The 22,551-nt window shown below is 43.9% G+C and carries 22 protein-coding genes and 1 pseudogene; 20 read left to right on the top strand and 3 right to left on the bottom strand.

The features are described from left to right. The 3 genes from RRG12_RS31020 to RRG12_RS31010 all read right to left on the bottom strand — a co-directional run. Positions 1-344: hypothetical protein (locus RRG12_RS31020; protein WP_420761849.1), on the bottom strand; the 344-nt coding region annotated here is incomplete at its 3' end. A gap of 159 nt (positions 345-503) precedes the next feature. Further along, complete coding sequence (locus tag RRG12_RS31015) at positions 504-692, bottom strand: hypothetical protein (protein WP_420761848.1); 189 nt, start codon at positions 690-692, stop codon at positions 504-506. Between the two features lie 509 nt (positions 693-1,201). Continuing rightward, on the bottom strand, positions 1,202-2,794 hold the full coding sequence (locus RRG12_RS31010) for an alkaline phosphatase D family protein (protein WP_069073580.1): 1,593 nt from the start codon (positions 2,792-2,794) through the stop codon (positions 1,202-1,204). 381 nt (positions 2,795-3,175) lie between these two features. Between RRG12_RS31010 and RRG12_RS31005 the strand changes: the two genes are divergently transcribed. The 20 genes and pseudogenes from RRG12_RS31005 to RRG12_RS30910 all read left to right on the top strand — a co-directional run bounded on the left by RRG12_RS31005 (position 3,176) and on the right by RRG12_RS30910 (position 22,511). After that, on the top strand, positions 3,176-3,742 hold the full coding sequence (locus RRG12_RS31005; protein WP_370684504.1) for a hypothetical protein: 567 nt from the start codon (positions 3,176-3,178) through the stop codon (positions 3,740-3,742). 9 nt (positions 3,743-3,751) lie between these two features. Continuing rightward, positions 3,752-4,090, top strand: a complete 339-nt coding sequence (locus RRG12_RS31000; protein ID WP_370684503.1) for a hypothetical protein — start codon at positions 3,752-3,754, stop codon at positions 4,088-4,090. A 98-nt stretch (positions 4,091-4,188) separates the two neighbouring features. Continuing rightward, complete coding sequence (locus RRG12_RS30995; RefSeq protein ID WP_420760671.1) at positions 4,189-4,311, top strand: hypothetical protein; 123 nt, start codon at positions 4,189-4,191, stop codon at positions 4,309-4,311. A 206-nt stretch (positions 4,312-4,517) separates the two neighbouring features. Then, a complete protein-coding gene (locus RRG12_RS30990; protein ID WP_420761847.1) occupies positions 4,518-4,868 on the top strand; it encodes a hypothetical protein in 351 nt (116 codons plus the stop codon). Between the two features lie 16 nt (positions 4,869-4,884). Next, positions 4,885-7,605 (top strand): PAS domain S-box protein, encoded by a 2,721-nt coding sequence (locus RRG12_RS30985; RefSeq protein WP_420761851.1) that lies wholly within the window; start codon positions 4,885-4,887, stop codon positions 7,603-7,605. Further along, positions 7,602-8,225, top strand: coding sequence for a response regulator (locus RRG12_RS30980; RefSeq protein WP_029634594.1), 624 nt, complete (start codon positions 7,602-7,604; stop codon positions 8,223-8,225). Before RRG12_RS30985 ends, RRG12_RS30980 begins: the two co-directional genes overlap by 4 nt. 220 nt (positions 8,226-8,445) lie before the next feature. Continuing rightward, a complete protein-coding gene (locus RRG12_RS30975; RefSeq protein WP_420761846.1) occupies positions 8,446-9,003 on the top strand; it encodes a DsbA family protein in 558 nt (185 codons plus the stop codon). 164 nt (positions 9,004-9,167) lie between these two features. Beyond that, positions 9,168-10,151 (top strand): CPBP family intramembrane glutamic endopeptidase, encoded by a 984-nt coding sequence (locus tag RRG12_RS30970; RefSeq protein ID WP_069072010.1) that lies wholly within the window; start codon positions 9,168-9,170, stop codon positions 10,149-10,151. 36 nt (positions 10,152-10,187) lie between these two features. After that, a complete protein-coding gene (locus RRG12_RS30965; RefSeq protein WP_069072011.1) occupies positions 10,188-10,925 on the top strand; it encodes an SDR family oxidoreductase in 738 nt (245 codons plus the stop codon). Between the two features lie 161 nt (positions 10,926-11,086). Then, positions 11,087-11,878, top strand: a complete 792-nt coding sequence (locus tag RRG12_RS30960; RefSeq protein ID WP_069072012.1) for a CPBP family intramembrane glutamic endopeptidase — start codon at positions 11,087-11,089, stop codon at positions 11,876-11,878. Between the two features lie 230 nt (positions 11,879-12,108). Beyond that, positions 12,109-12,309: a hypothetical protein gene (locus tag RRG12_RS30955; RefSeq protein ID WP_420761845.1), complete on the top strand. Its 201-nt coding sequence runs from the start codon at positions 12,109-12,111 to the stop codon at positions 12,307-12,309. Positions 12,310-12,329: 20 nt separating this feature from the next. After that, on the top strand, positions 12,330-12,707 hold the full coding sequence (locus RRG12_RS30950) for a hypothetical protein (protein ID WP_069072014.1): 378 nt from the start codon (positions 12,330-12,332) through the stop codon (positions 12,705-12,707). Positions 12,708-12,719: 12 nt separating this feature from the next. Next, on the top strand, positions 12,720-12,992 hold the full coding sequence (locus RRG12_RS30945; RefSeq protein ID WP_420761844.1) for a DUF302 domain-containing protein: 273 nt from the start codon (positions 12,720-12,722) through the stop codon (positions 12,990-12,992). Between the two features lie 123 nt (positions 12,993-13,115). Next, entirely contained in the window at positions 13,116-13,481 is a 366-nt protein-coding gene (locus tag RRG12_RS30940) for a hypothetical protein (protein WP_069072015.1), read from the top strand. 19 nt (positions 13,482-13,500) lie between these two features. Then, positions 13,501-13,851, top strand: coding sequence for a peptidoglycan-binding domain-containing protein (locus tag RRG12_RS30935; protein WP_069072016.1), 351 nt, complete (start codon positions 13,501-13,503; stop codon positions 13,849-13,851). An 89-nt stretch (positions 13,852-13,940) separates the two neighbouring features. After that, positions 13,941-14,042 (top strand): annotated as a pseudogene (locus RRG12_RS30930) (sigma factor); the annotation flags it as partial. 205 nt (positions 14,043-14,247) lie between these two features. Further along, positions 14,248-20,214, top strand: a complete 5,967-nt coding sequence (locus RRG12_RS30925) for an AAA family ATPase (protein ID WP_420761843.1) — start codon at positions 14,248-14,250, stop codon at positions 20,212-20,214. Beyond that, on the top strand, positions 20,214-21,788 hold the full coding sequence (locus RRG12_RS30920) for a hybrid sensor histidine kinase/response regulator (protein WP_420761842.1): 1,575 nt from the start codon (positions 20,214-20,216) through the stop codon (positions 21,786-21,788). Before RRG12_RS30925 ends, RRG12_RS30920 begins: the two co-directional genes overlap by 1 nt. 257 nt (positions 21,789-22,045) lie before the next feature. Beyond that, complete coding sequence (locus tag RRG12_RS30915) at positions 22,046-22,297, top strand: hypothetical protein (RefSeq protein ID WP_420761841.1); 252 nt, start codon at positions 22,046-22,048, stop codon at positions 22,295-22,297. Positions 22,298-22,331: 34 nt separating this feature from the next. Further along, positions 22,332-22,511 carry a hypothetical protein gene (locus RRG12_RS30910; protein ID WP_420761840.1) on the top strand — a complete coding sequence of 60 codons (180 nt, stop codon included), beginning with the start codon at positions 22,332-22,334 and terminating at the stop codon, positions 22,509-22,511. The last annotated feature ends 40 nt before the right edge of the window (positions 22,512-22,551 follow it).

Raw genomic sequence — 22,551 nt, 5'->3', positions numbered from 1 at the left:
ACTTTGCGATTTACTGAGATTACGTTGTTGTCGCTCCATTTACCTTTAATTTCGCTAATCTTTAATGTTTTAGGATCAAGAAAATGGTTCAAGTTGCCGCCTAGTTTTCCCCACCAGTAAGAAGCCCCGACCATTCGGGTATTAGTAAACTTAACGCCAGACATTTTAACGACTGAATTAGTCTTTGTATTGAAAGAACATGCAGTATTAGTTTTGTTATCCAGTGCGATAATCAAATTGTTGTTGCTGCTGAAAAATGACAAATCGTCATTTATATTATTAGCTACAGCAGTTAAAGGTAATAAAAACGCCAAAATATTAATAGTTACAAATAGTTTTTTCATTAGCTTTATTTTAATCTATTAAATACTTTACTATCTCAATTTGCAATAATACATCAGTATATTTATTTACTTGTTATTCAGTATAATAGCCTCAAGATTGCTAACTGGTAGCCAAGCAAGCTCCTACTGAGATTAAGGTGAGTTTCTGTCTGCCAAATCCTAATTAAGGACAACCCGGAACTCAGAGGCAAAGGTGGCTGCTGGGCGATTGTTAGCGCAGTGAATGACTTTAGTTGCACCGTGAGAATGTGGGATGGAGAACACACGGTTGCTTTGCAGCACCTGAAGTCCTTCAACTACCCGCCTGCCGAGTGTCAGCAGATGCAGGTGATTTGCGATCGATCGCATTAATCAGGTGTATTCCGATTCGCTGGAAGAGACAGTCAAAAGTCTGTTGCAGTCGTTGGGGAAGGTGAATCGACCTTATCTTACTGCTGTCGAAGAGAAATTGTTGAATCTTCTGGAGTCTGAATACGAGATAAGATAACCCCTGAACAATTTTGGCAATTTGGCATTCAATACAGCACTTCCGCCAGCTATGAGGTACATCCTCAAATCTGAAAGCTTTGATAGGAGAGGGCAAGGAGAAAAACTGTATTGCATAATAGCCGGAAGCGCTGTATCTTTGGGTTGCAGTTTCAACGGAGATATCACCACAATAGGACAGCGAAGAAGTTGTACGAGGGATAGGGCAAAACTTTCCGCTTCTGGTGTCCCGTGCTACGCCAGTTGTCAAACGAGTGCTGTAGAATCGCTCTACATAATTGATACAGCGCTGAATGGAGTTCGTAATGGAGTGGGATTACACTTTTAAGCTTTTGCGTACTCAAATATTTGAATACGCAAAAGCTTAAATACTAGTCTAATTTGGCACCTGGATGACCATTCTCAACAACAAAGGAAGCAAAGGTATATACAGGCGCATCTGGACGACTTACAGTTGTAACAATACGCAGGTCAGTCTGCCAACGCTCATAGTTAAGGTTGACTCGGAAGTAGCCTCGGCGATCGCCATCAAAGAACTTAATATGGGGGTTTTCTGGAATCTTCGGTCCATAGTAGGGGCCGTAAACATTGGCATCACCATTGCTAGTAATTGAAGGAGTCACAAACTCTGTAGCCACTGTTGGAGAGTTAGAAGCCTTAAAGTCCAGCTTGAGGTCATTGACAAATGTAGAATGCCAATCGCCAGTAATCACCACTGGGTTAGGAATCCGGCGGCTGGCGATGTGACTTAAAACACGATTACGTGCAAGGGGATATCCATCCCATGAGTCGTTCCAAAAGATTTCGCCTGGCGCAATTTTATGATCTAGCTCTGCCATCAGCACCTGTTGAGCAAGTATGTTCCAACGTGCTTGAGAACGATCAAGACCATCTAGCAGCCAGCGCTCCTGCTGAGAACCAAGCATGGTTTTAAATGGATCTAGCGCTGCTGGACAACGAGGTGTTTCACCGTCACCGCATGGCTGATCGCTGCGATACTGGCGGCTATCAAGTACGTTAAATTCCGCCAGATTACCAAAAGTCAGCCGACGGTAAATAAGCATATCTGGCCCCTGTGGTAGGGAAAATTCTCGCAGTGGCTGATGCTCATAATAAGCCTGATAAGCAGCTGCACGCCTTTTGAGAAACTGTTCGACCGGATCGTTGTTTTCCGAAATGTCATCTGTATAGTCATTTTCAACTTCGTGATCGTCCCAGGTGACTGTAAAAGGAAATAAGGCGTGAGCTTTTTGTAAATCCGGGTCAGTTTTATATAGAGCATATCGAAGGCGGTATTGCTCCAGCGTATTCGTTTCTTTTCTAAACTCTTCAGGTAAAGAAATGTTGCGTACACCACCTGTAGCAGGGATGCCGTATTCGTAAATATAATCACCCAAGTGAAAAACCAAATCTAAATCTTCTTCAGCTAGGTGACGATAAGCAGAATAGAAACCATCTTCCCATTTTTGGCAAGTAACAAACGCAAAATTCAGCTGATTCAACCTAGTGCCAATCGCTGGAGCAGTACGGGTACGACCAATTGGACTATCTTCATTACCCACTTTAAACTGATACCAATACCAACGGTTAGGCTGTAAACCACGTACATTTACATGAACAGAATGTGCTAATTCAGGGGTTGCCAATGCCACGCCCCGTAGCACAACTTGTCTCATGTTTTCATCCAAAGCAACTTGCCACCGTACTGGCACATTAAATGGCGGCATACCGCCACCATTTAAGGGATCTGGAGCCAGCCGTGTCCATAGCACTACACTATCTGGTAAAGGATCGCCAGAAGCAACACCAAGACTGAAGGGATAGGCAGAGAATCTTGACAATGCAACAACTTTATGAGTCCAAAGACTAGCAATAGCGCTTGCGGTCAATGTGCCGGCACCGAGCAGAAAGCGTCGCCGCTTTGTTGTAGTGGATAGCAAGCCCTGGAAATGTACATGCTCCATAAAAGTCCTTGTTGAAATTTCTACAATAAAAGGGAATAAAAAACCTAAATAATAACCATCTAGTTATTAACAAGATTAATTACCAAATCGGGTTTAATTAGGGCTTAAGAAGTTATTAATATTGCAATAATTTATTTACAATCCACAATCAGCCAGTGAACAAGTGGATGAGTGCAAGCAGCCACAGTTATGCTTTTTTATCAGAGATGGGAATACCTATTATTTCAAGCATTTTTGCCATTTATAAAATTGGGGACTAACACTGTTTACGTAGCAAGTGATACCTGCATTGGGCTATGACGGAGCAGTTATCAACTATTTCCAAAATCTACGTTGTAATTGATTCTGAAAAAATATTGTTGAATTAAACAGGGTGGAATAATGGCTAAACCACCTTCTAGAAGCAAAAAAGACACTTCTCCCGCATCTACCGATTCAACTTCAGCAGCTAACTCTGTAAACGAGGATATCTCTCAGCAAGTAGATCCAAGTTCCGCAACGATTACAGTTACTGCTGTTGAAGTAACAGAGTTGACCCAAGAGGAGCAAAGCGATCGCCTACATCTGGAGAGGAAAGTGGAGCGGGCGTTTTTTGAAGCAGGTAAGGCACTGGCAGAATTGCGCGATCGTCGGCTTTACCGTTCAAGTCACCGCACGTTTGAGGAATACTGCCGCGATCGCTTTGGGCATAGTCGTCGCCAGTCTTATCTTTTAATGGATGCAGCTGTTGTTTTTGATAATTTACTTGAAAAATGTGATCCATTGGATCACATTTTGCCAACTAACGAACGTCAAGTCCGACCAATGACAAAGCTTGAACCCGAACAACAGCAAGAAGTGTGGGTAAAAGCGGTGGAGCAGGCAGGGGGTAAAGTGCCACCAGCTAGAATCGTTAAAAACGTAGTGCAGCAAATAATGGAGCGAACCCAAGTACCCAATACCTACTAAATTGGCAAAGTGTGCCAGATTCTCGCAAAGGACAACCCGGAACTTAGAGGAAAAGGCGGGTGCTGGGGGATAGTTAACCATGTGGGTGAATTTAGTTGCACCGTCAAAATCTGGGATGGGGAGTATACAGTTGGGTTGCAACACCTGAAGTCTTTCAACTACTTGCCTGCCGAGTGTGAGCAGATGCAGCAGATTAGCGATCGCATCAGTCGAGTGTATTCAGATTCACTTGAGGAGACAGTCAAAAGTCTGTTGCAATCATTAGGGAAGCTGAATCGACCTTATCTCACTGTTGTGGAAGAAAAGCTGTTGAGTGTTCTGGAGTTGGAGTATGGGAGAATACCCTAAACAATTTTGGCAAATTGGCATCCAATGTCTTTGGGTTGCAGTTTCAATGGAGATATCACCACAACGGGACAGTAAGGAAGTTAAGTTGTACGAGGGATGTGGCAAAACTTTCCGCTTCTGGTGTCCCGTGCTATGCCAGTTGTCAAACGAGTGCTGTAGAAATGCTCTACATGATTGATACAGCACTCGCAAGTGAACGCCATCACCCTGCAACTGGCTAGAAATGAACAAAACCAAATAGAACCTCAAAAATGAAAAATGTAAGTAGCTGGATTGCTGTATAGTTTGGGTTATGCCAGATTATCCTCTCAAGAGTTGCTCTATGATTGCTCTACCTGGTATTGTTATCCAAAACAAAATATACGAAAGTTCCAATTCTCTAGTGTACCGGGGCATCAGAGACGATGGAGTAAGGATCGTAATAAAAATGCTAAAGCTTGATTATCCTTCTCCCCAGGAACTAACCCGCTACAGACAGGAATATAAAATTACCCTTTCCCTGAATCTGGAAGGAGTTATCAAGGCATACAGCCAGCAGGACTATCAACGGACTCTGGTGATTATCTTAGAAGATTTTGGGGGAGAGTCCCTAGAGCAATGGATGCACAAGCGCCCAGATATCTTCTACCCCATGCCTTTATCCACTTTTCTAGGTGTTGCGATCACCCTTACAGACATTCTGGGCAGAATCCATGCAGCCAATATCCTCTCTGGCGCTTTTGAGCCTACCTCTCGATGCTTCAAACTCCCAAAAAGTAGCTTGGCTCAATTGTGTTAACATCAACCAAGAAAAGATGCAGAAATGGGCAGAACACGCTCCCATGAATTATCTACATAAATTTCATCTAGTCGAGGCAGAAAAAGCGCGAGTCTTAGGGCAATTTTTTGAGGCTGAAGAGTTTTACGAGCGAGCGATCGCGGGGGCTGCTGAAAATGAGTTTATCCAGGAAGAAGCACTCGCCTATGAATTAGCGGCTAAACATTATCTGGCGCGAGGGCGGTTAAAAATTGCTCAAACTTACATTAAAGAGGCGCACTATTGCTATGATCGCTGGGGCGCAACCGCTAAAGTTAAAGACTTAGAAAAACGCTATCCACAACTCCTCAACACCAACCTAGTTCGGCAATCACATTCAATCGTGACCGATGAAACTATCCGTCATCCGACTGCGGCGATCGATTGGGCTGCGGCGATGAAAGCGGCTCAAGCCATCTCAGAAATGATCCATCTCGATCAATTAACTGCAACGTTGATGCAGGTGGTGATAGAAAATGCCGGAGCCGAAACTGGCGCTCTGGTTCTCCTGGAAGATGATCGGCTCACTGTTGTGGCTCAGTGCAGTGGGAGTAGACAGTGTAACCTGGAAAAGATCGCTGTTGCTGGCTGTGCAACAATTCCTGTCTCCGTCATCCAATCAGTAGAACGCACATTTGAAACTCTGGTGTTTGATGATGCAATCAGCGAACCGTCTTTTTTGACTGATCGGTATATTCAAAACCAACAAACGCGATCGCTCCTGTGTATGCCCATTCTTAAGCAAAATCAGCTGATTGGCATACTTTATCTGGAGAACAATCTCAGTACCGGAGTGTTTACTAGCGATCGCTTACAAGTCCTTAAACTGTTGATTGCTCAGGTAGCAATTTCACTGGAGAATGCTCGGTTATATGAACGGTTATCGGATTATTCCGAAACACTGGAAAGGAAGGTAGAAGAGCAAACTCAAGCTTTGCAGCAGGAGATCGCGGAACGTCAACAAACCGAAGCCGCATTGAGACAAAGTGAAGCAAATTATCGCAACCTGCTACAAACCGCGAATTCCGTGATCATTCGCTATGATCCGCAAGGACGGATTCGCTACATCAACGATTATGGGGTAAAGCTTCTTGGCTATGAAGAACATCAGATTTTAGGGCGAACCTTATTTGAAACCATCATTCCAGAAGCCGAACTTTCTGGACGCGATGTGAGACCCTTTGTCCATGATTTACTTCGTAATCCTCAATCGTACCCGCAAGGCGAGGGTGAAAACCTGTGTCGAGACGGTCGGCGAGTTTGGGTTGTTTGGTCAAATCAATCCATCTTCAATGAACAAGGAGATGTCGTTGAAATCTTATCGGTTGGCAATGACACCACCCAGCGTAGACAAGCAGAAGAGGCATTACAACGCAGTGAAGCCAAGTTCCGAACTATTTTTGAAAACTCACAGGTTGGTATCTACCGAACCCGCACCGATGATGGCTTAATTCTCAATGCCAATCAACGCTTTGCCGATCTGTTTGGTTTTGATTCACCCCAAGAGATTATTGGAATTGAACACACTACAGGCTATTGGGTCAATCCCAGCGATCGCCAACAAGGCATTGAGGTGATGAAGCGGGATGGGGAAGTGCGAAGCTATGAAGCACAGATGCGAAAACGAGATGGGACAGTGTTTTGGGGACTTTTCTCTTCTTATCTGAATGCAGCCGATGATTACATCGAAGGGGTGATTGCGGATATTAGCGATCGCAAACAGGCAGAAGTAGCATTGCAAGCCTCTGAAGCAGAACTGCGATCGCTCTTTTCAGCCATTCCCGATCCAATGTGTATCTTCAATAGTGAGGGACAATTGATCTGTGCAATCAAAGGAAATCCGTCATATGGAGAGTTGCATAGGGAGGAGTATATTGGTAAAACACTGCATCAACTCTATGCTACGGAACAAGCTGATGAATTCCTGAGTTACATTCAGCAGGTGCTGAGAACTCAACAAGTACTCACAGTTGAATACAGCCAGTGGATAGCTGAACGAGAAATCTGGTTTTCGGCTCGCATTGCACCGATTCGGCACGAACAGGTGATTTGGATAGCGCGAGATATTACGCTGCAAAAGCGAGCAGAAGCAGCCTCAATTTTGGAAGAACGCAACCGCATGGCGCGTGAAATTCACGACACACTCGCTCAGGCGTTTACGGGCATTCTGGCTCAGGTAGGAGCGGCAAAACAGGTGTTAACGGATGATTCAGAAGCAACTGAGGCACACCTAGACCTGATCAAAGAATTGGCGCGAACTGGACTGGTTGAAGCGCGGCGATCGGTAGTAGCGCTCCGTCCTCAGCTTTTGGAGGAAGGCAGTTTACAGAGCGCTCTACATCGTCTCATCGCTCAACTCAGAACTGCCGCAATGGATACCACTTTATATTATGAGATTGAGGGTGCAGTATATTCTCTGCCGACTGAAGTCGAGAGTAACCTACTGCGGATTGGGCAGGAAGCCTTAACCAATGCGATTCGACACGCCAATGCTGATGAAATTCGAGTGAAGCTAGGATACGATCGCGATCAGTTTTGCTTGCGCGTGCAAGACAATGGACAGGGCTTTGGAGTTGGGAGTATTCCAGCCTCTGAGGGTTTTGGCTTACTAGGCATGAGCGAACGAGCAGAGCGCATCGGTGCACAACTCACGATTCGGAGTCAACCTGGAGAAGGTACAGAGATGATTGTTACCGTCGATCGGGAGGCATCACAATGAGCCAAGCCATTCGGGTTCTCATTGCAGACGATCATGCTATTTTTCGCCAAGGATTAGCCACGATTATTAACCGTGACCCAGATATGCAGGTGATTGCCCAAGCCGAAAATGGGGAACAAGCGATCGCTCTATTTGGGGAACACCAACCGGATGTCACGCTCATGGATCTCCGAATGCCTGAAGTGGAAGGAGTTGCCGCCATCGGTGCAATTTGTGCTACTGCTAAATCTGCTCGGATTATTGTACTGACCACGTATGATAGTGACGAAGATATTTATCGGGGATTGCAGGCAGGCGCAAAAGGATATCTGTTGAAAGAAACTGAACCTGACGAGCTTCTGAATGCTATTCGTACCGTTCATCGGGGTCAGAAGTATATTCCGCCTGATGTAGGAGCAAAGTTGGTACAGCGCCTCAGCAATCCAGAACTGAGTGAACGAGAACTAGAAGTACTCGGCTCACTGGCGCAGGGAATGAGCAATGCCGATATTGCAGCTGCTTTGAGTATCGGTGAAGGCACTGTCAAATCTCATGTCAATCGGATTTTGAATAAATTGGATGTGAGCGATCGCACCCAAGCTGTAATTGTTGCCGTTAAACGCGGCATTGTTAATTTATAAGATGTACTTTCGATAGAATTGGGATTCTAACTTGAGTTAGAACCAGCCTTCTACTCCACGATGGCATGGTTGCTCTATCAATTTATACTGTAAAAATTTTAACTTGCTATAGACGACAGCTTGAAGGCAATTTCCTATATTAAATGTATGCAAATAGAGATGCAGTCAATGGATTGAGCAAGTCAATTGCAAAGTTCTATACTTGCTGCAAACGTAAAAAATGAACGATGATCGCAGCTACAGTTCCTTACTTGTACCCCCTTCAACTCAAGATTGGATGCAAGGTGTGCTGAGTGCCAAGGTCGTGCTGGTGATGTATGGAGACTATCAATGCTCTAGAAGTGCGGACGTTTACAGGATGATTCAAGGAATCAAACGAGAGCTGAGTGCTTCTTTTGGAGAAGATTATTTATGCTTTATCTTCCGTCATTTTCCGCAAACACAGATTCATCCTCATGCTCAACGAGCCGCCGAAGTCGCTGAAGCCGCCGCTGCCCAAGGACAGTTTTGGTCAATGCACGATACTTTATTTGTTTATCAACAGAAGTTAGAGAATGGTTATCTTGTAGAGTACGCCAATGATTTGGGGCTTGATATTCCTCAGTTTCTCAAAGACTTGTCTAAACAAGTATATGTCGATCGCATCCACGAAGATATCGAAAGTGGAATACACAGTGGAGTAACAACTGCCCCAGTCTTATTTATCAATACCATTCGATATACCGCACGCTGGAAAATGACAGAGTTGATGACAGCCATTGTTGCAGCAAGTCACTAAGCTCTATTTATACCTGACTTGTTTGTGAGTGCTAGTCGGCGATCGCGCATTTGCTCGCTAGTTTTTGCCTGTTTTGTTGAATTTAAACGCCTCACTGGAATGACCGCAAAACAGGTTTGCTAACTTCCAAGTACTACATATATGTACGAGTAAAGGAGACAAAGATGAAGATTAAAGCAATCAAAAGACACCAGGGAATCGGAACAGAAGTGAAAGACGCGACTTACGTCGAGGCTGCCCGGTGGGGTAAGTATCGGTGGTGGCGGTATGTTCTGGGGCTGATGATCATCCTCTTTGCCTGGATGGTCGTTGCCAACTTCGCCAGTGCGCTCGTCGCGCTCGCGATCGGCGGCAAAGAGGGTGTCGCGGCTTTCGGTCGGCTGGATTATGCCGCGTTCGGTCGGGTGGGGGGCTTTGTCGTGAGCATGGCAGGTTTTCCGGTTTGGCTCGCGGGAATCCTCATCGCCGTCACCCTCATCCACCAGCGTCATCCCCGGACACTCGTCACGGCGCGGGAGCAGATCAGTTGGCGGCGCGTCGGTCATGGCTTTGTGGCTGGGTTTGTGCCGTGGGTGCTGCTAGCCGGACTGGGGCAGTACCTCCTCTACCCCGATAGCTTCTCCTTCAACTCCGACCTCAAGACGTTCGCGCTCTTTGTACCGATCGCGCTGGTCATCACCGCAATCCAGACGACCACTGAGGAGCTTTTCTTTCGCGGGTACATCGTGCAGGGCGCAAGCCTGATCTGGTCGAACCGCGTGTTTCTGGCGATCGTCTCGGCTGTGATCTTCACGCTGCCGCACGCCACCAATCCAGAGTCACAGGAGGGCGGATGGATCGGGATGTTCCTCGGACTCTTCGTCGGCACGGGTCTGCTGTTTGCGATCGTTTCATTGATCGACGGCACCACCGAGCTTGCGATCGGCGCACATTTCGCTAACAACATCGCGTACTTTCTTTTGTTCAACTGGTCTGGAAGCTTCTTCACTACGCCAGCCCTGTTCAGCGTTAGTGAGTACCATGCAAGATTCTACGACATCACCTCTCTCGTGCTGATTCCCATTTTCCTGGTGATTGTTTTCCGGGTGTTCAAACGCGATGAGGCATCCGAACCCGTTTCCCAAAATCATCTGAAGGGTCGTCGGTAATCTCGTTAATTTAATCACTTACAAGGAACAATCGCCATGTCAACTGATGAGAACAAAGTTATTGCGATTACTGGAGCTAGTAGCGGTATTGGTGAAGCAACTGCTAGATTGCTGGCTCGCCAGGGTTTACGGGTTATGTTAGGGGCGCGGCGTACCGATCGACTGGAAGCAATCGCTGCCGAAATTCGCTCTAAAGGTGGCGAAGCAGAATACCGCACCCTTGATGTCACCAACCTCGAAGATATGCAAGCCTTTGTCGAGTTTGCCCAAGATAAATTTGGTCGCCTTGATGTTGTGGTGAACAATGCGGGCTTGATGCCGCTTTCCAGGCTAGAGGTGCTGAAGATCGATGAATGGAACCGCATGATTGATGTGAACATTCGCGGTGTGCTTCATGGGATTGCTGCTGCACTACCCCTCTTTAAGCAGCAACGATCAGGGCAGTTTGTCAATCTATCCTCGATTGGCGGGCATAACGTCTATCCAACCGCAGCCGTGTACTGCGCCACTAAGTTTGCAGTTTGGGCGATTTCCGAGGGACGACTGCGGCAAGAATCGACGGACATCCGGGTTACGGTGATTTCGCCTGGAGTGACGGAAACTGAACTTGCCAGCACGATCACGGATGCTGAAGCAGCAGAATGGGTGGAGGGATTTCGTGAGGCAGTGATTCCGGCAGATGCGATCGCGCGTGCGATTGCCTTTGCGATCGAGCAACCCGTAGAGGTAGATGTGAATGAAATCATTGTTCGACCGATTGGACAAATGAGCTAAATTTCGGAAGTCGAGGGAACACCTGGAGAACGTTATGCACCTCGACATATGAGCAGTGTGAATCAGTAAACGCATTCACGTCCTTTTCAACCTGCCCGCAATCCCAGCAATGATAGCTGCTGGCATGAGCTAATAGGACAGAGCATCTGGAGATTAAACCAATGGCAATTCTGAAACAATTTGGAATTTTATTTGTATTGGGCAGTGTGGGAATTGTGATGTTTACGATCACGTCTATTCCTTTAATCGAGCAACAGTTAGCGAAACTGTCTCCAGAAACACTGGGAAAAGTGCCTCCATTATGGATTTTAATGCTTCTGCAAGGACTACAGTATTCAATTCTACTGGCAATCAGCATTCTGATCGGAATTGGCTGTGCCTATCGCGTTGGATTACGCTCACATTTGATTGACTACTGGGTATTTCATACCCCTAAGATTCCATATTCTGTCATTGAGATGAAATGGAGCTTGGGTGTAGGTGCAGCAGCGACGATCGTTCTCCTGTTGCTCGATCGGTTGATGCAACCTGCACTACCTGAAGCGCTACGGGCAGCCAATAATGCAGAACCGAATTGGCTGAGTTCACTTACGGCGATGCTTTATGGCGGCATCACTGAGGAAATTCTGATGCGCTGGGGCTTAATGTCACTGCTTGTTTGGATAGCATGGAAAATCTTCAAACAAGGCATTACGCTGCCAAGCCAAGGAATATACCAAGGTGCGATTGTTCTAGCCGCGTTGGTATTTGGACTACTACACCTGCCAGCGACTGCCGCGATCGTTCCTCTCACTCCAGTTGTGATTATTCGGGCTTTGTTACTGAATGGGATTGTAGGAATCGCATTTGGCTGGCTCTTTTGGCAATATTCGCTAGAGGCTGCAATGTTAGCTCATATCAGCGTTCATGCTTTTGCCTTTGTTCTTAGCGGTTTACTGGCAAGGTTGGCTTAAGTTTTGGAATAGATCTCATAGGGCTATCACTGCCCACAAAGCCTTACAGTGAAAGGTTTTAAAAAGAAAGGTTTTGAAAATGGTGGGCGATGCCCACTACTTGAATTGATGCTCAACTCTACAGTTTTAAGGTGGTAAATCAAATGATTCAGTGCAAAGATTTTGCGCCTCGGATTACTGAACGAGGACCCTTCGGCGGACCTGCCGAGTATGAATCCTTCTCTGAGGTTGTGAGTGCTGTAAATCAGTGGATCGCAAGTACAACGATACAGGTAATCAATGTTGAAACCGTTGTTTTACCCGATCGGATTGAAGGCACAAGTGATGATGTCTACGGAGTGACGACCAGTAATGCTTTCCACCCAGTGATGATCAGTCAGGGTCTTGCAATCAATTGCTTTCAATGTGTGCGTGTCTGGTACAGAGAATAAGCTTTACCGGAGAAAAAATAATGAAACGATTTACCTTGTTTACTTTTCTGTACCTCGCGCTGGGAGTCTGTCTGAGTGCGATCGCACTTGGATACCCAAACCTGCCTTCGGGTCTTCAAAGAAGCTTGTTCATCAGTGCAGGAACCTCCTACATTTTTTGTCTTCTCAGCACCTTCCCATTTTGGCGCGAAAGGACGATCCGCTTCTATCGCAGACGGAATTCAGCGGTAATTCTACCCTGGTTGGTGATGGGATTCTATATTGTTTGGATGATCTGGGAGGTTCAGAGTCAGAACTGGACGATGGAAGCCATTTTAGGAGCGTTTTCGCGGCTAATATTTGTCTTAGGGTTTGCAGAAATCATTGTGATTACATGGCAAGTGAATTCTGAACATTAGTGTCTAAATCGAATGGCACGCTCATTAAGACACAGCCCTTGCCCAGGCTGGGAACCCATTCTGGGAGGCTCTGCCTCTTCCTTCATGGTGGCAGAACCAACGATCGCCCTGGATTTACCCCTGAAAGTACTGGCTCATGAAGCGACTGACGGCAAGGTGTGGGTGAGTTACAACGATCCTAATTACTTAAAACAGCGATTTTCTCTCTCGGATGAGTTGGTGAAAAATATCGCTATCATTGCACCTTTAATCAATGAAGCACTTAGTTACGTCGATCACAAATAAGTTGCAGAATTAGCACGCGATGGCGCAAAGCACCCGCTCAAAAGGCGATCGCACCTTGGCGTTTTTGAAACAGCATTGTAGTAGCAATCGAGTAATGTCAAACTCATTAATTTTACAACACTCATGAAAACATTTGCGTTCTTCCTGGCTCTGCCAATCAGTATCTTAGCTAATTTTTCCTTAAGAGCTTCTGCTGATTCTACTGCTGGCATCATCCTGAGTACAAAATGCCAGAGTGGGTACAACATCAATATTTGGCAGAATTATACGAACGGTGAACTGCTTTATCGCGCAACCAGTGCCAACGGTAATTTAAGTTTGGGTAAAGGAACTAGCCAAGCAACAGAAGGTGTTCGAGTGTATAAGTTTCGGAATGGAATTTATGAATATTGGGTATGGGATGGCACGTTGGATAACCCGCAGTCTGGAACTTTAGAGGTGTATAAAAACAACCGTATCTTGATGAAGCAAGCTTGTAGAAAAAGTTGAATCAATAGCACGGATATGAATGGCACGCTCGTTGAATGGTTCCCAGCTTCCAGGCTGGGAACCCATTCTGGGAGACTCTGCCTACACTGATTTCACCTTACCTACCTTGCGCCAAGGCGATCGCGGCAGAAACGTGCAATTGTTACAGCGCATCCTTCAAGACAATGGCTTTTTAGGAGCCGCAGGTGTGAGGCTAGGCAATCCAAGAGGGGCGATCGTCGATGGCATCTTTGGTGCGGTCACAGTGTCTGCGGTACGCGATCTCCAGCGACGATACAGAATCCCAGTTACAGGGCGAGTCAATCCAACCACCTGGGAAGTCCTGGATATGCACGAAAACCCCTATCGATCCCCGCTTCCCTGGAAATAACAGAACATTACACAACCATAAGCCACAGAAGATTTCTAATGAACCGAAAGATTCTTTCAACCAAAATCACAACCACAATCGCAATCACAATTCTGAAGTTTGATCCCAACCGAGGCTATAAACTATCAACCTACGTTTACTGGTGGATTAAGCAGTCAATTACACGCGCGATTGGAGAAAAATCTTGCACAAACCTTGTTTTTAGGAAATGTTGTGCAATTTTTCTCACTAAGTGCAAACTTATATTTCCAAATGTTGAGCTTTATTTAGTCTTATAAAACTTTTGGACTGGCTGGGAATGCTAAATACAACACCTGAATGTCCTTTTATTTGACAGTGGTGAATAACGTTTATTAGCCTCATACCCAGTTCATCCTAATACTTAGGCTTAGAAAAATGATACCTGTTCTTCCCAGTTACAACTTTATTGAAGCTCTGTATGAAGGTGTCAATACCGTTATTTATCGCGCTTCCAAGCAGTCAGATCAAACTCTTGCGATCATTAAAGCCCTGAAAGCCGAGTATCCCAGCCTCGAAGAACTAACCCGACTCAGACATGAATATAAAATCTCACAAACGATAGTAGATATAGAAGGAATTGTCAAGTCTCTAGCTTTAGAAAATCATCATAACGGTCTAGCCCTAATTTTGGCAGACTTTGGTGCAGAATCTCTGAAAAAGTATATTAGCGATCGCCAATTATCATTAACCGAATTTCTCACAATAGCTATTCAGCTAGCATCCACTCTCACTCAACTGCATCAAGCCAAAATTATTCATAAAGATATTAAACCTGACAATATCGTTATTAACCCAGAAACCGGGCAAGTTAAAATTATTGACTTCAGTATTGCATCGCGGTTAGAAAAAGAAAATCAAAGCATTAGCAATCCCAATTTATTAGAAGGCACTCTTGCTTATATGTCACCGGAGCAAACCGGACGAATGAATCGGTCAATTGACTACCGTACCGACTTCTATTCTTTAGGTGTTACCTTTTATGAAATGCTGACAGGTGCGCTACCATTTAATGCGGCTGACCCTCTGGAATTTGTTCATTGCCATATTGCAAAAATACCAATAGCGCCTCAAGAGTTAAATCCCAAAATTCCTTCAGCAGTTTCTGATATTGTCATGAAATTGTTAGCTAAAACTGCTGAAGATAGGTATCAAAGTTCTCTAGGACTAAAAGCCGATTTAGAAACCTGTCTGACTCAGTTACAGACAGATGGAGAGATTTCCCACTTTATTGTCGGTCAACTAGATTCATACAGCCAATTTTCTATCCCGCAAAAACTCTACGGACGGGAAATAGAAGTTGCTACTTTGTTAGAAGCATTTGATCGCGTCAGTTCTGGTAGTGCAGAAATGATGCTAGTTTCTGGTTACTCAGGCATCGGTAAATCTTGCTTAGTTTACGAAGTTCACAAACCGATTGTGCGCCAGCGCGGTTATTTTATCTCCGGTAAATTTGACCAGTTCAAGCGGAATATTCCTTTTGCTTCCTTAATTCAAGCATTCCAAGATTTGATGCGGCAATTGCTAACAGAAACCGATGACCAAATTGCCGTTTGGAAATCAAAATTAATATATGCCCTCGGTTCCAATACTCAAGTAATTATAGACGTTATTCCCGAATTAGAACGGATTATTGGCCCGCAGCTAGCAGTTCCTCAATTAGGGTCATCAGAATCACAAAACCGATTTAATCGGGTGTTTCAACAATTCATTCATGTATTTAGTCAACCCGGACATCCGCTAGTTTTGTTTCTGGATGACTTACAGTGGGCGGATTCAGCTTCCCTAAAGCTTATCCAGTTAATTATGACCGACCCAGATAGCCAATATCTATTGCTAATTGGTGCGTATCGAGATAACGAAGTCAGTGCCACTCATCCCTTGATTCAGACCTTGGAGGAGATTCAACAGACTGGTGCGATCGTAAATAACATTATCCTCCAGCTTTTGGATAGCGATCATGTCAAGCAGTTAGTAGCCGATACTCTTCGTAGTGAAGTTTTAAAGGTAAAACCGCTAGCTGAGTTAGTTTTTACAAAAACCCAAGGTAACCCCTTTTTCTTAACTCAGTTACTCAAATCTCTTTATCAGGATAACTTGTTATCCTTTGACTTTGAGCGCGGTTTTTGGCAATGGAATATTGAGTTTATTCAGGGAGTGAATATAACTGATAATGTCGTTGAATTGATGGTCAGTCAAATTCAAAAGCTATCTGAAAAAACCCAGAATGTATTAAAGTTTGCTGCCTGCATTGGAGACAAATTTACTTTAGATATATTGGCGATTATTAATAAAACAACTCAGTCAGAAACAGCAGCAGATTTGTGGGAAGCTCTGCAATCAGGTTTGGTTCTGCCCCTCAATAATTCCTACAAAACACCGCTCGTTTTCGACTCAGAACAAATGGAGACTGAGAACAGGCGATCGCACATTAACCAGCCCCCATCACCCATCACCTATAAGTTCTTACACGACCGGGTGCAGCAAGCATCTTATTCTCTCATTCCAGATGACCAGAAAAAACAGACTCACCTAAAAATCGGTGAATTGCTACTCAAACATACCTCGGAAACGGACATTGAAGAAAACATTTTTGAAATTGTCAATCAACTAAATGTTGGTGCTGAATTCATTACCCAACAGCCTCAAAAAGATAGACTGGCTCAACTCAATCTTATAGCTGGACAGAAAGCAAAAGCAGCAACAGCGTATGAATCATCTGTTAAATATTTAAATGTAGGTTTGGAACTTCTTGCAGCAGATAGTTGGAAGTGTCAGTATGACATGACACTCAATCTCTATGTAGAAACAGCAGCAGTAGAATTTCTCAACACTAACTTCGAGCGAGCAGAAATGCTTTCTGATGTAGTTTTATCACAAGCAAAAACCCTGCTCGATCGAGTCCAGGTCTACGAGACAAAAATGCAGTTTTATATTGCTAAGAACCAAATGCAAGCTGCGTTAAATACCGGAATGCAAGTCCTGAAAATGCTAGGGTTGCCTTTAGCAGCGAAATCCCCAACAAGACTGACTAGATTGAATTTAGGAGGAAAAAGGATTGAGGATTTAATAGAATTGCCAGAAATGACTGATGTTTATAAATTAGCTGCATTGCGAGTTTTAATAAATTTGATTCCTCCGGTTTATATTGCAGCACCCGAACTTTATCCCCAGGTCGTTTTTAAAATGACTAATCTCTGTCTCAAAGATGGAAACTCTCCTCTGTCAGCTTATGCGTATGTACTTTATGGAATGTTCCTATGTGGCGCTTTTGAAGACATGGATTCTGGCTATCAATTTGGTCAGCTAGGCTTAAAGCTGTTAAATCAATTCAATGCTAAGGAAATGACGGCGAAAATCTATGAAACATTTAATTATTTTATCAGGCATTGGAAAGAACCAGCTATTAATACTATAGAACCGTTAATTGAGGGTGTCCAAAGAGGGCTGGAAACAGGAGATTTAGAATATGCTTCTTATTCGGCTTGTTTTTATTGTACGCATTTGTTTTTTATTGGGGAAAATCTAGAAATAGCTCTCCAAAAACAGGCGCATTATATTGCTTTAATGCAAAGAACCAAACAAGAATTTCAAATTATCTATGCTCAGATAGTTCGACAAACAGGTTTAAATTTAATTAAGAAAACATCGGAACCATATCGATTAATTGGCGAAAGTTTTGATGAAAATAAAATGTTGCCAATTCTGATAAATAGCAATAATTACATGGCTATTTATCCTATCTATGTTTCTAAACTGATTCTAGGTTATTTATTTAAAAATTACGATTGCGCTGCTGAGGATGCCTTGCTGGCAGAAAAATACGAACAAGGTGGACGAGCGTTGATGTACAAAGCCGAACACAAGTTCTACTCTTCTCTGACTCTCCTAGCTTTGTATCCCGGTGCATCAAAAAGCGACCGCCAACAATATTTCAGCCAAGTGATAGCGCAGCAGAAAAAAATGAAGCAATGGGCGTTACATTCTCCTGCAAACTATCAGCATAAGTATGATTTAGTGGAAGCAGAAAAAGCACGAGTATTGCAACAAGATGCCAAAGCGATCGCATTTTATGACCGAGCAATAACTGGAGCCAGAGAACATGGATATATTCAAGAAGAAGCCCTAGCCTCAGAACTAGCAGCAGAGTTCTATTTTGCTTGTGGCAGAGAAAAAGTTGCTAATACCTATCTCAACGATGCCTACTATGGATATGGTTGCTGGGGAGCGAAGGCAAAAGTCAAAGACTTGGAAAAAAGATATCCTCAACTATTTCGGATATCAAAGCGAGAAACCGTCAGTACGAACGCGACTCGGATGATAAGCTATACAGGTGAAAATGCTTCAGACTCGCTAGATTTAGCCACAGTTATGAAAGCATCTCAAGCCCTTTCTGGAGAAATAGTTTTGGGCAAGTTGTTGGCTAAATTAATGACAATTGTGCTAGAAAATGCTGGCGCTCAAACAGGCTACTTAATTTTAGAAAAATCAGGAGAACTGCAAATAGAAGCATCAGGAGCAGTAGACAAAAATGATGTAACTGTGCTACAAGGAATTTCAGTCTCAACCAGTCAGCAGCTACCAATTTCACTGATTAACTATGTAGCCCGAACTAAAGAAAATGTTGTCCTCATTAATGCAACTTGTGAAGGAACATTTACCACAGATACATACATCGCCACCCATCAACCCAAATCGGTTTTATGTACACCGCTCATCCATCAAGGAAAACTTAGTGGCATCCTTTATTTAGAAAATAATCTTACCATTGGCGCATTTACATCAGATCGCTTAGAAGTATTACAAGTGTTATCTTCTCAAGCGGCGATTTCCATTGAAAATGCTCGTCTTTATAAAGACTTAAAATTAGCCAACGCTAACTTAGAAGCCAAAGTACAAGAGCGAACTTTAGAGTTACAAGAAAAAAATGTGGATCTGCAAAAAGCAGAAGAAATCGCCCAATCAGCCAACCGTGCTAAAAGTGATTTTCTTGCCAACATGAGCCATGAACTGAGAACACCACTTAATGGCATTTTGGGTTATGCCCAAATCCTCAAGCGTGAAAAAAGTTTAACTAACTCACAAAAAGATGGTGTGAATATTATTCATCAGTGTGGCGACCACCTCTTGAACCTGATTAATGACATTTTAGACCTCTCTAAAATTGAAGCGAGAAAAATGGAACTCCACCTAACGGATTTTCATTTCCTAGATTTTCTCGAAGGCATTGCCGAAATCTGCCGTATCCGCGCCGAACAAAAAGGTATTTGCTTAATTTTTGAACAAATTACTCAACTTCCTATAGGTGTCAAAGCTGATGAAAAACGGTTGCGGCAAGCTTTGATTAACTTACTGGGTAATGCCGTTAAGTTTACTGAAACTGGAGGCGTGGCTTTCAAAGTCGGCTATCAGGAAGGTAAAATTCGGTTTCAGGTGGAAGATACAGGAATTGGCATGGCACCAGAGCAATTAGAAGAGATATTTTTGCCGTTCCAGCAGGTAGGAGATCACAATCGTAAAGCAGAAGGAACGGGATTAGGACTGGCAATTACCCGCCAATTAATTCAAATGATGGGTGGCGAAATCCAGGTAAAGAGTAATTTAGGAAAAGGGAGCATTTTCTTCTTTGATTTAGATTTACCCGAAGTTTCTAAATACGCTGATGTTATCAAAAAAGAGCAACGAAATATCCAAAGTTTTAAAGGTGAGAAGCGGAAAGTTATCGTGGCAGATGACAGACTAGAAAATCGGGCAATTTTAGTCAAGATGCTATCGCCTTTAGGATTTGAAATGATAGAAGCAGTAGATGGTCAAGATTGTCTCAATAAGGCATTTGAATTAAATCCAGATTGTATCTTAATGGACTTGATGATGCCTCAAATGAATGGCTTTGAAACTACTCGTCGCATTCGGCGATCGCCTGAACTAAAGAATGTGATCGTGATTGGCACTTCTGCTAGTGTTTTTGATTTCGATCTCAACAAAAGTAGAGAGGCGGGTTGCAATGATTTTCTACCTAAGCCCATCCGCATAACAGAGCTTTTAGAAAAGTTACGGCATCACTTAGAACTGGAATGGATTTATGATGATGGGGAAACTCAAGTATATAAAGGTAACAAAGAAGAAAATTCTCAGCAATCATTGGTAGCTCCCTCCGCAGACGAAATTGCGATTCTGTTGAATTTAGCAATGAAAGGCGATCTCAAACGGATTGTGGAGCGAGTTACTCACTTGGAAGAAGTGGATGTTAAATATGCACCTTTTTCTTTAGAGTTGCGTCAATTAGCTAAAGGTTTTCAAGTTAAAAAAATTCGTGAAATTCTAAAAAATATAGGTGTAAATTAATGAGTATTTCCAACATTGAAAATAGCATTATCTTAATCGTTGATGATAACCCGACAAATTTAGGAGTATTATTTGATTTCTTGGCTGACTCTGGCTTCCAAGTGTTGGTGGCGCAGGATGGCGAAGATGCAATTGAACAAGTCGAATATGCTCTCCCCGATCTAATTTTGTTAGATGTACTCATGCCTGGTATGGACGGGTTTGAAACTTGTGAACACTTGAAAGCTCAAGAATCAACTAAAGACATCCCCGTAATTTTTATGACGGCGCTTTCTGAGACGGTGGATAAGGTCAGAGGGTTGAATCTTGGGGCGGTGGATTACATCACTAAGCCGCTTCAGCATGAAGAGGTTTTAGCTCGTGTCAAAATCCATTTAAGCATCCGAAATCTGACGAAGAGACTGCAAGAACAAAATGTGCATTTAGAGCAGGAGATTCAAGAGCGAACTAAGGCAGAGAACGCCCTCTTAAAACTGACATCTGAGTTAGAAGAACGGGTGGAACAAAGAACGGCTGCGCTTGGACAATCTAATCAGCTGCTGCAACAGGAAATCCAAGAGCGCATTTGTACAGAGCAAGCATTGCAGGAATCAGAAGCACGTTATCGAGAACAAGCCAATCGGCTAGAACTTGCCTTTCGCCAACTTCAAGAAACTCAAAGCCAACTGGTTCATAGTGAAAAAATGTCCAGTCTGGGACAATTGGTGGCAGGTGTCGCCCATGAAATTAACAATCCTGTCAACTTTATCTATGGAAATCTGACTCACGCCTATCAATATACCCAAGATTTGCTCAACCTTTTGAATCTCTATGCCAAGTACACTCCCTCACCGCTACCTGAAATTCAACAACTGGCTGAAGCGATAGATTTAGAATTTTTGAGTAACGACCTACCCAAATTGCTGAGTTCGATGAAGGTTGGGGCTGATCGTATCCGCGAAATCATTCAGTCGTTACGGATTTTTTCTCGCGTGGATGAAGCCCAAATGAAGCTGGTGGATATTCACGCTGGGCTAGATAGCACGTTGCTGATTTTGCACAATCGGTTTAAAGCCAGTTCTAACCAAATAGGTATTCAACTCGTTAAAGATTATGGCGATCTACCGCTTGTGGAGTGTTATGCAGGACAACTCAACCAAGTGTTTATGAATCTACTGGCGAACGCAATTGATGCTTTGGAGGAGTATGACAAAGAGCGATCGCCCCAAGAAATTTACTTTTGCCGCAGCACGATTAGGATTCGCACCGAAGTGACTGACAATGAGTTTGTGACTATTTGGATTGGCGATACTGGCCCCGGTATGACAGAGGAAGTACGCGATCGCTTATTCGACCCCTTCTTTACAACAAAACCCGTAGGTAGAGGCACGGGTTTAGGCTTGTCGATTAGCCAGGAAATTATTGTCTCCAAACATGGTGGTCAGATAACGTGCCTTTCAGCGCCTGGTCAGGGAACAGAGTTTATGATTAAAATTCCGATGCGATCGCACCCTTTAGAATCAGTAAACCAAAAAGTTTTTTCCCAAGAGCGATGCCTGCGCCTGGCTACGCCTACGCTAATTAAGTTTACGTAGTCTAAAGTGCTATCTTTTACTAATTACAAAATTACTACTTGGGGTAAATATAGCGTAGGTGACACTGTAACCAGACCCAAAATTCGTCAGGTCTGAAAGCATAACTGAGTAATTCAATGTCACTTATCCTTTAAGTGACATTGAATTAGAAGCATAAGCACGTAAAAACGTCCAACACAATAAGCATTTGAAGCTATTTTACCCCTGGTGTTAGCTACGCTATATCTGCCCCAAATAGAACACCGATTACAGAACCGATGCCCAGCAAAACAATTGAAGTCCGAGAGTACACCGTCAGAGCGCACAAGCGGGAAATTCACACTCGCGTTTTTAACTTTGTATGTAAGCAGTGTGAACAGCCCACACAACGAGAAACCTTTGGTGTGCGACCGCTCTACTGTGAAACATGCCGTCCACCACAAGCACCCAAGCAATCGAAAGTAGTCCCTATAGGCAAGAGGAAACCCAGAGCTATGAACTACTTGAGTGGTAAAGACATAGCTGGATGATTTTTTGTTTTGAGGTAAGGGCGATCGCACGAAAGTGATTCGTCAACACGGGGGCTTGGGATACAAGCCTGTGGATGAGTTGCATCCTGTCGGGTTGTGTGAAACCGGAACTGCGTTTGAACAACAGGTGGAAATTGTCTATGAGGGACGGATTTTTCAGTGTCGCCGTATTTTAGTCAAGTTAATTCGTCCTACCCGTGACGAATGGCACTAAGAAAGGCTGAAACTTCGTCAGGGCAGGGTGTGGGAGGTGT

The sequence above is a fragment of the Nostoc sp. CALU 546 genome, from assembly GCF_048836525.1.
The sequence above is the reverse complement of the archived record's forward strand: the minus strand, read 5'-3'. Positions and strand labels throughout refer to the sequence as shown.

Bases quoted from the DNA above. Each gene is read 5' to 3' on its own strand.
- RRG12_RS30935 (WP_069072016.1), top strand. From the start codon at position 13,501: ATGGCACGCTCGTTGAATGGTTCCCAGCTTCCAGGCTGGGAACCCATT.
- RRG12_RS30975 (WP_420761846.1), top strand. From the start codon at position 8,446: ATGAACGATGATCGCAGCTACAGTTCCTTACTTGTACCCCCTTCAACT.
- RRG12_RS31010 (WP_069073580.1), bottom strand. From the start codon at position 2,794: ATGGAGCATGTACATTTCCAGGGCTTGCTATCCACTACAACAAAGCGG.
- RRG12_RS30925 (WP_420761843.1), top strand. From the start codon at position 14,248: ATGATACCTGTTCTTCCCAGTTACAACTTTATTGAAGCTCTGTATGAA.
- RRG12_RS31015 (WP_420761848.1), bottom strand. From the start codon at position 692: ATGCGATCGATCGCAAATCACCTGCATCTGCTGACACTCGGCAGGCGG.
- RRG12_RS30970 (WP_069072010.1), top strand. From the start codon at position 9,168: ATGAAGATTAAAGCAATCAAAAGACACCAGGGAATCGGAACAGAAGTG.
- RRG12_RS30945 (WP_420761844.1), top strand. From the start codon at position 12,720: ATGGCACGCTCATTAAGACACAGCCCTTGCCCAGGCTGGGAACCCATT.
- RRG12_RS30965 (WP_069072011.1), top strand. From the start codon at position 10,188: ATGTCAACTGATGAGAACAAAGTTATTGCGATTACTGGAGCTAGTAGC.
- RRG12_RS30915 (WP_420761841.1), top strand. From the start codon at position 22,046: ATGCCCAGCAAAACAATTGAAGTCCGAGAGTACACCGTCAGAGCGCAC.
- RRG12_RS30940 (WP_069072015.1), top strand. From the start codon at position 13,116: ATGAAAACATTTGCGTTCTTCCTGGCTCTGCCAATCAGTATCTTAGCT.
- RRG12_RS30990 (WP_420761847.1), top strand. From the start codon at position 4,518: ATGCTAAAGCTTGATTATCCTTCTCCCCAGGAACTAACCCGCTACAGA.
- RRG12_RS30950 (WP_069072014.1), top strand. From the start codon at position 12,330: ATGAAACGATTTACCTTGTTTACTTTTCTGTACCTCGCGCTGGGAGTC.
- RRG12_RS30980 (WP_029634594.1), top strand. From the start codon at position 7,602: ATGAGCCAAGCCATTCGGGTTCTCATTGCAGACGATCATGCTATTTTT.
- RRG12_RS30960 (WP_069072012.1), top strand. From the start codon at position 11,087: ATGGCAATTCTGAAACAATTTGGAATTTTATTTGTATTGGGCAGTGTG.
- RRG12_RS31005 (WP_370684504.1), top strand. From the start codon at position 3,176: ATGGCTAAACCACCTTCTAGAAGCAAAAAAGACACTTCTCCCGCATCT.
- RRG12_RS30920 (WP_420761842.1), top strand. From the start codon at position 20,214: ATGAGTATTTCCAACATTGAAAATAGCATTATCTTAATCGTTGATGAT.
- RRG12_RS30985 (WP_420761851.1), top strand. From the start codon at position 4,885: ATGCAGAAATGGGCAGAACACGCTCCCATGAATTATCTACATAAATTT.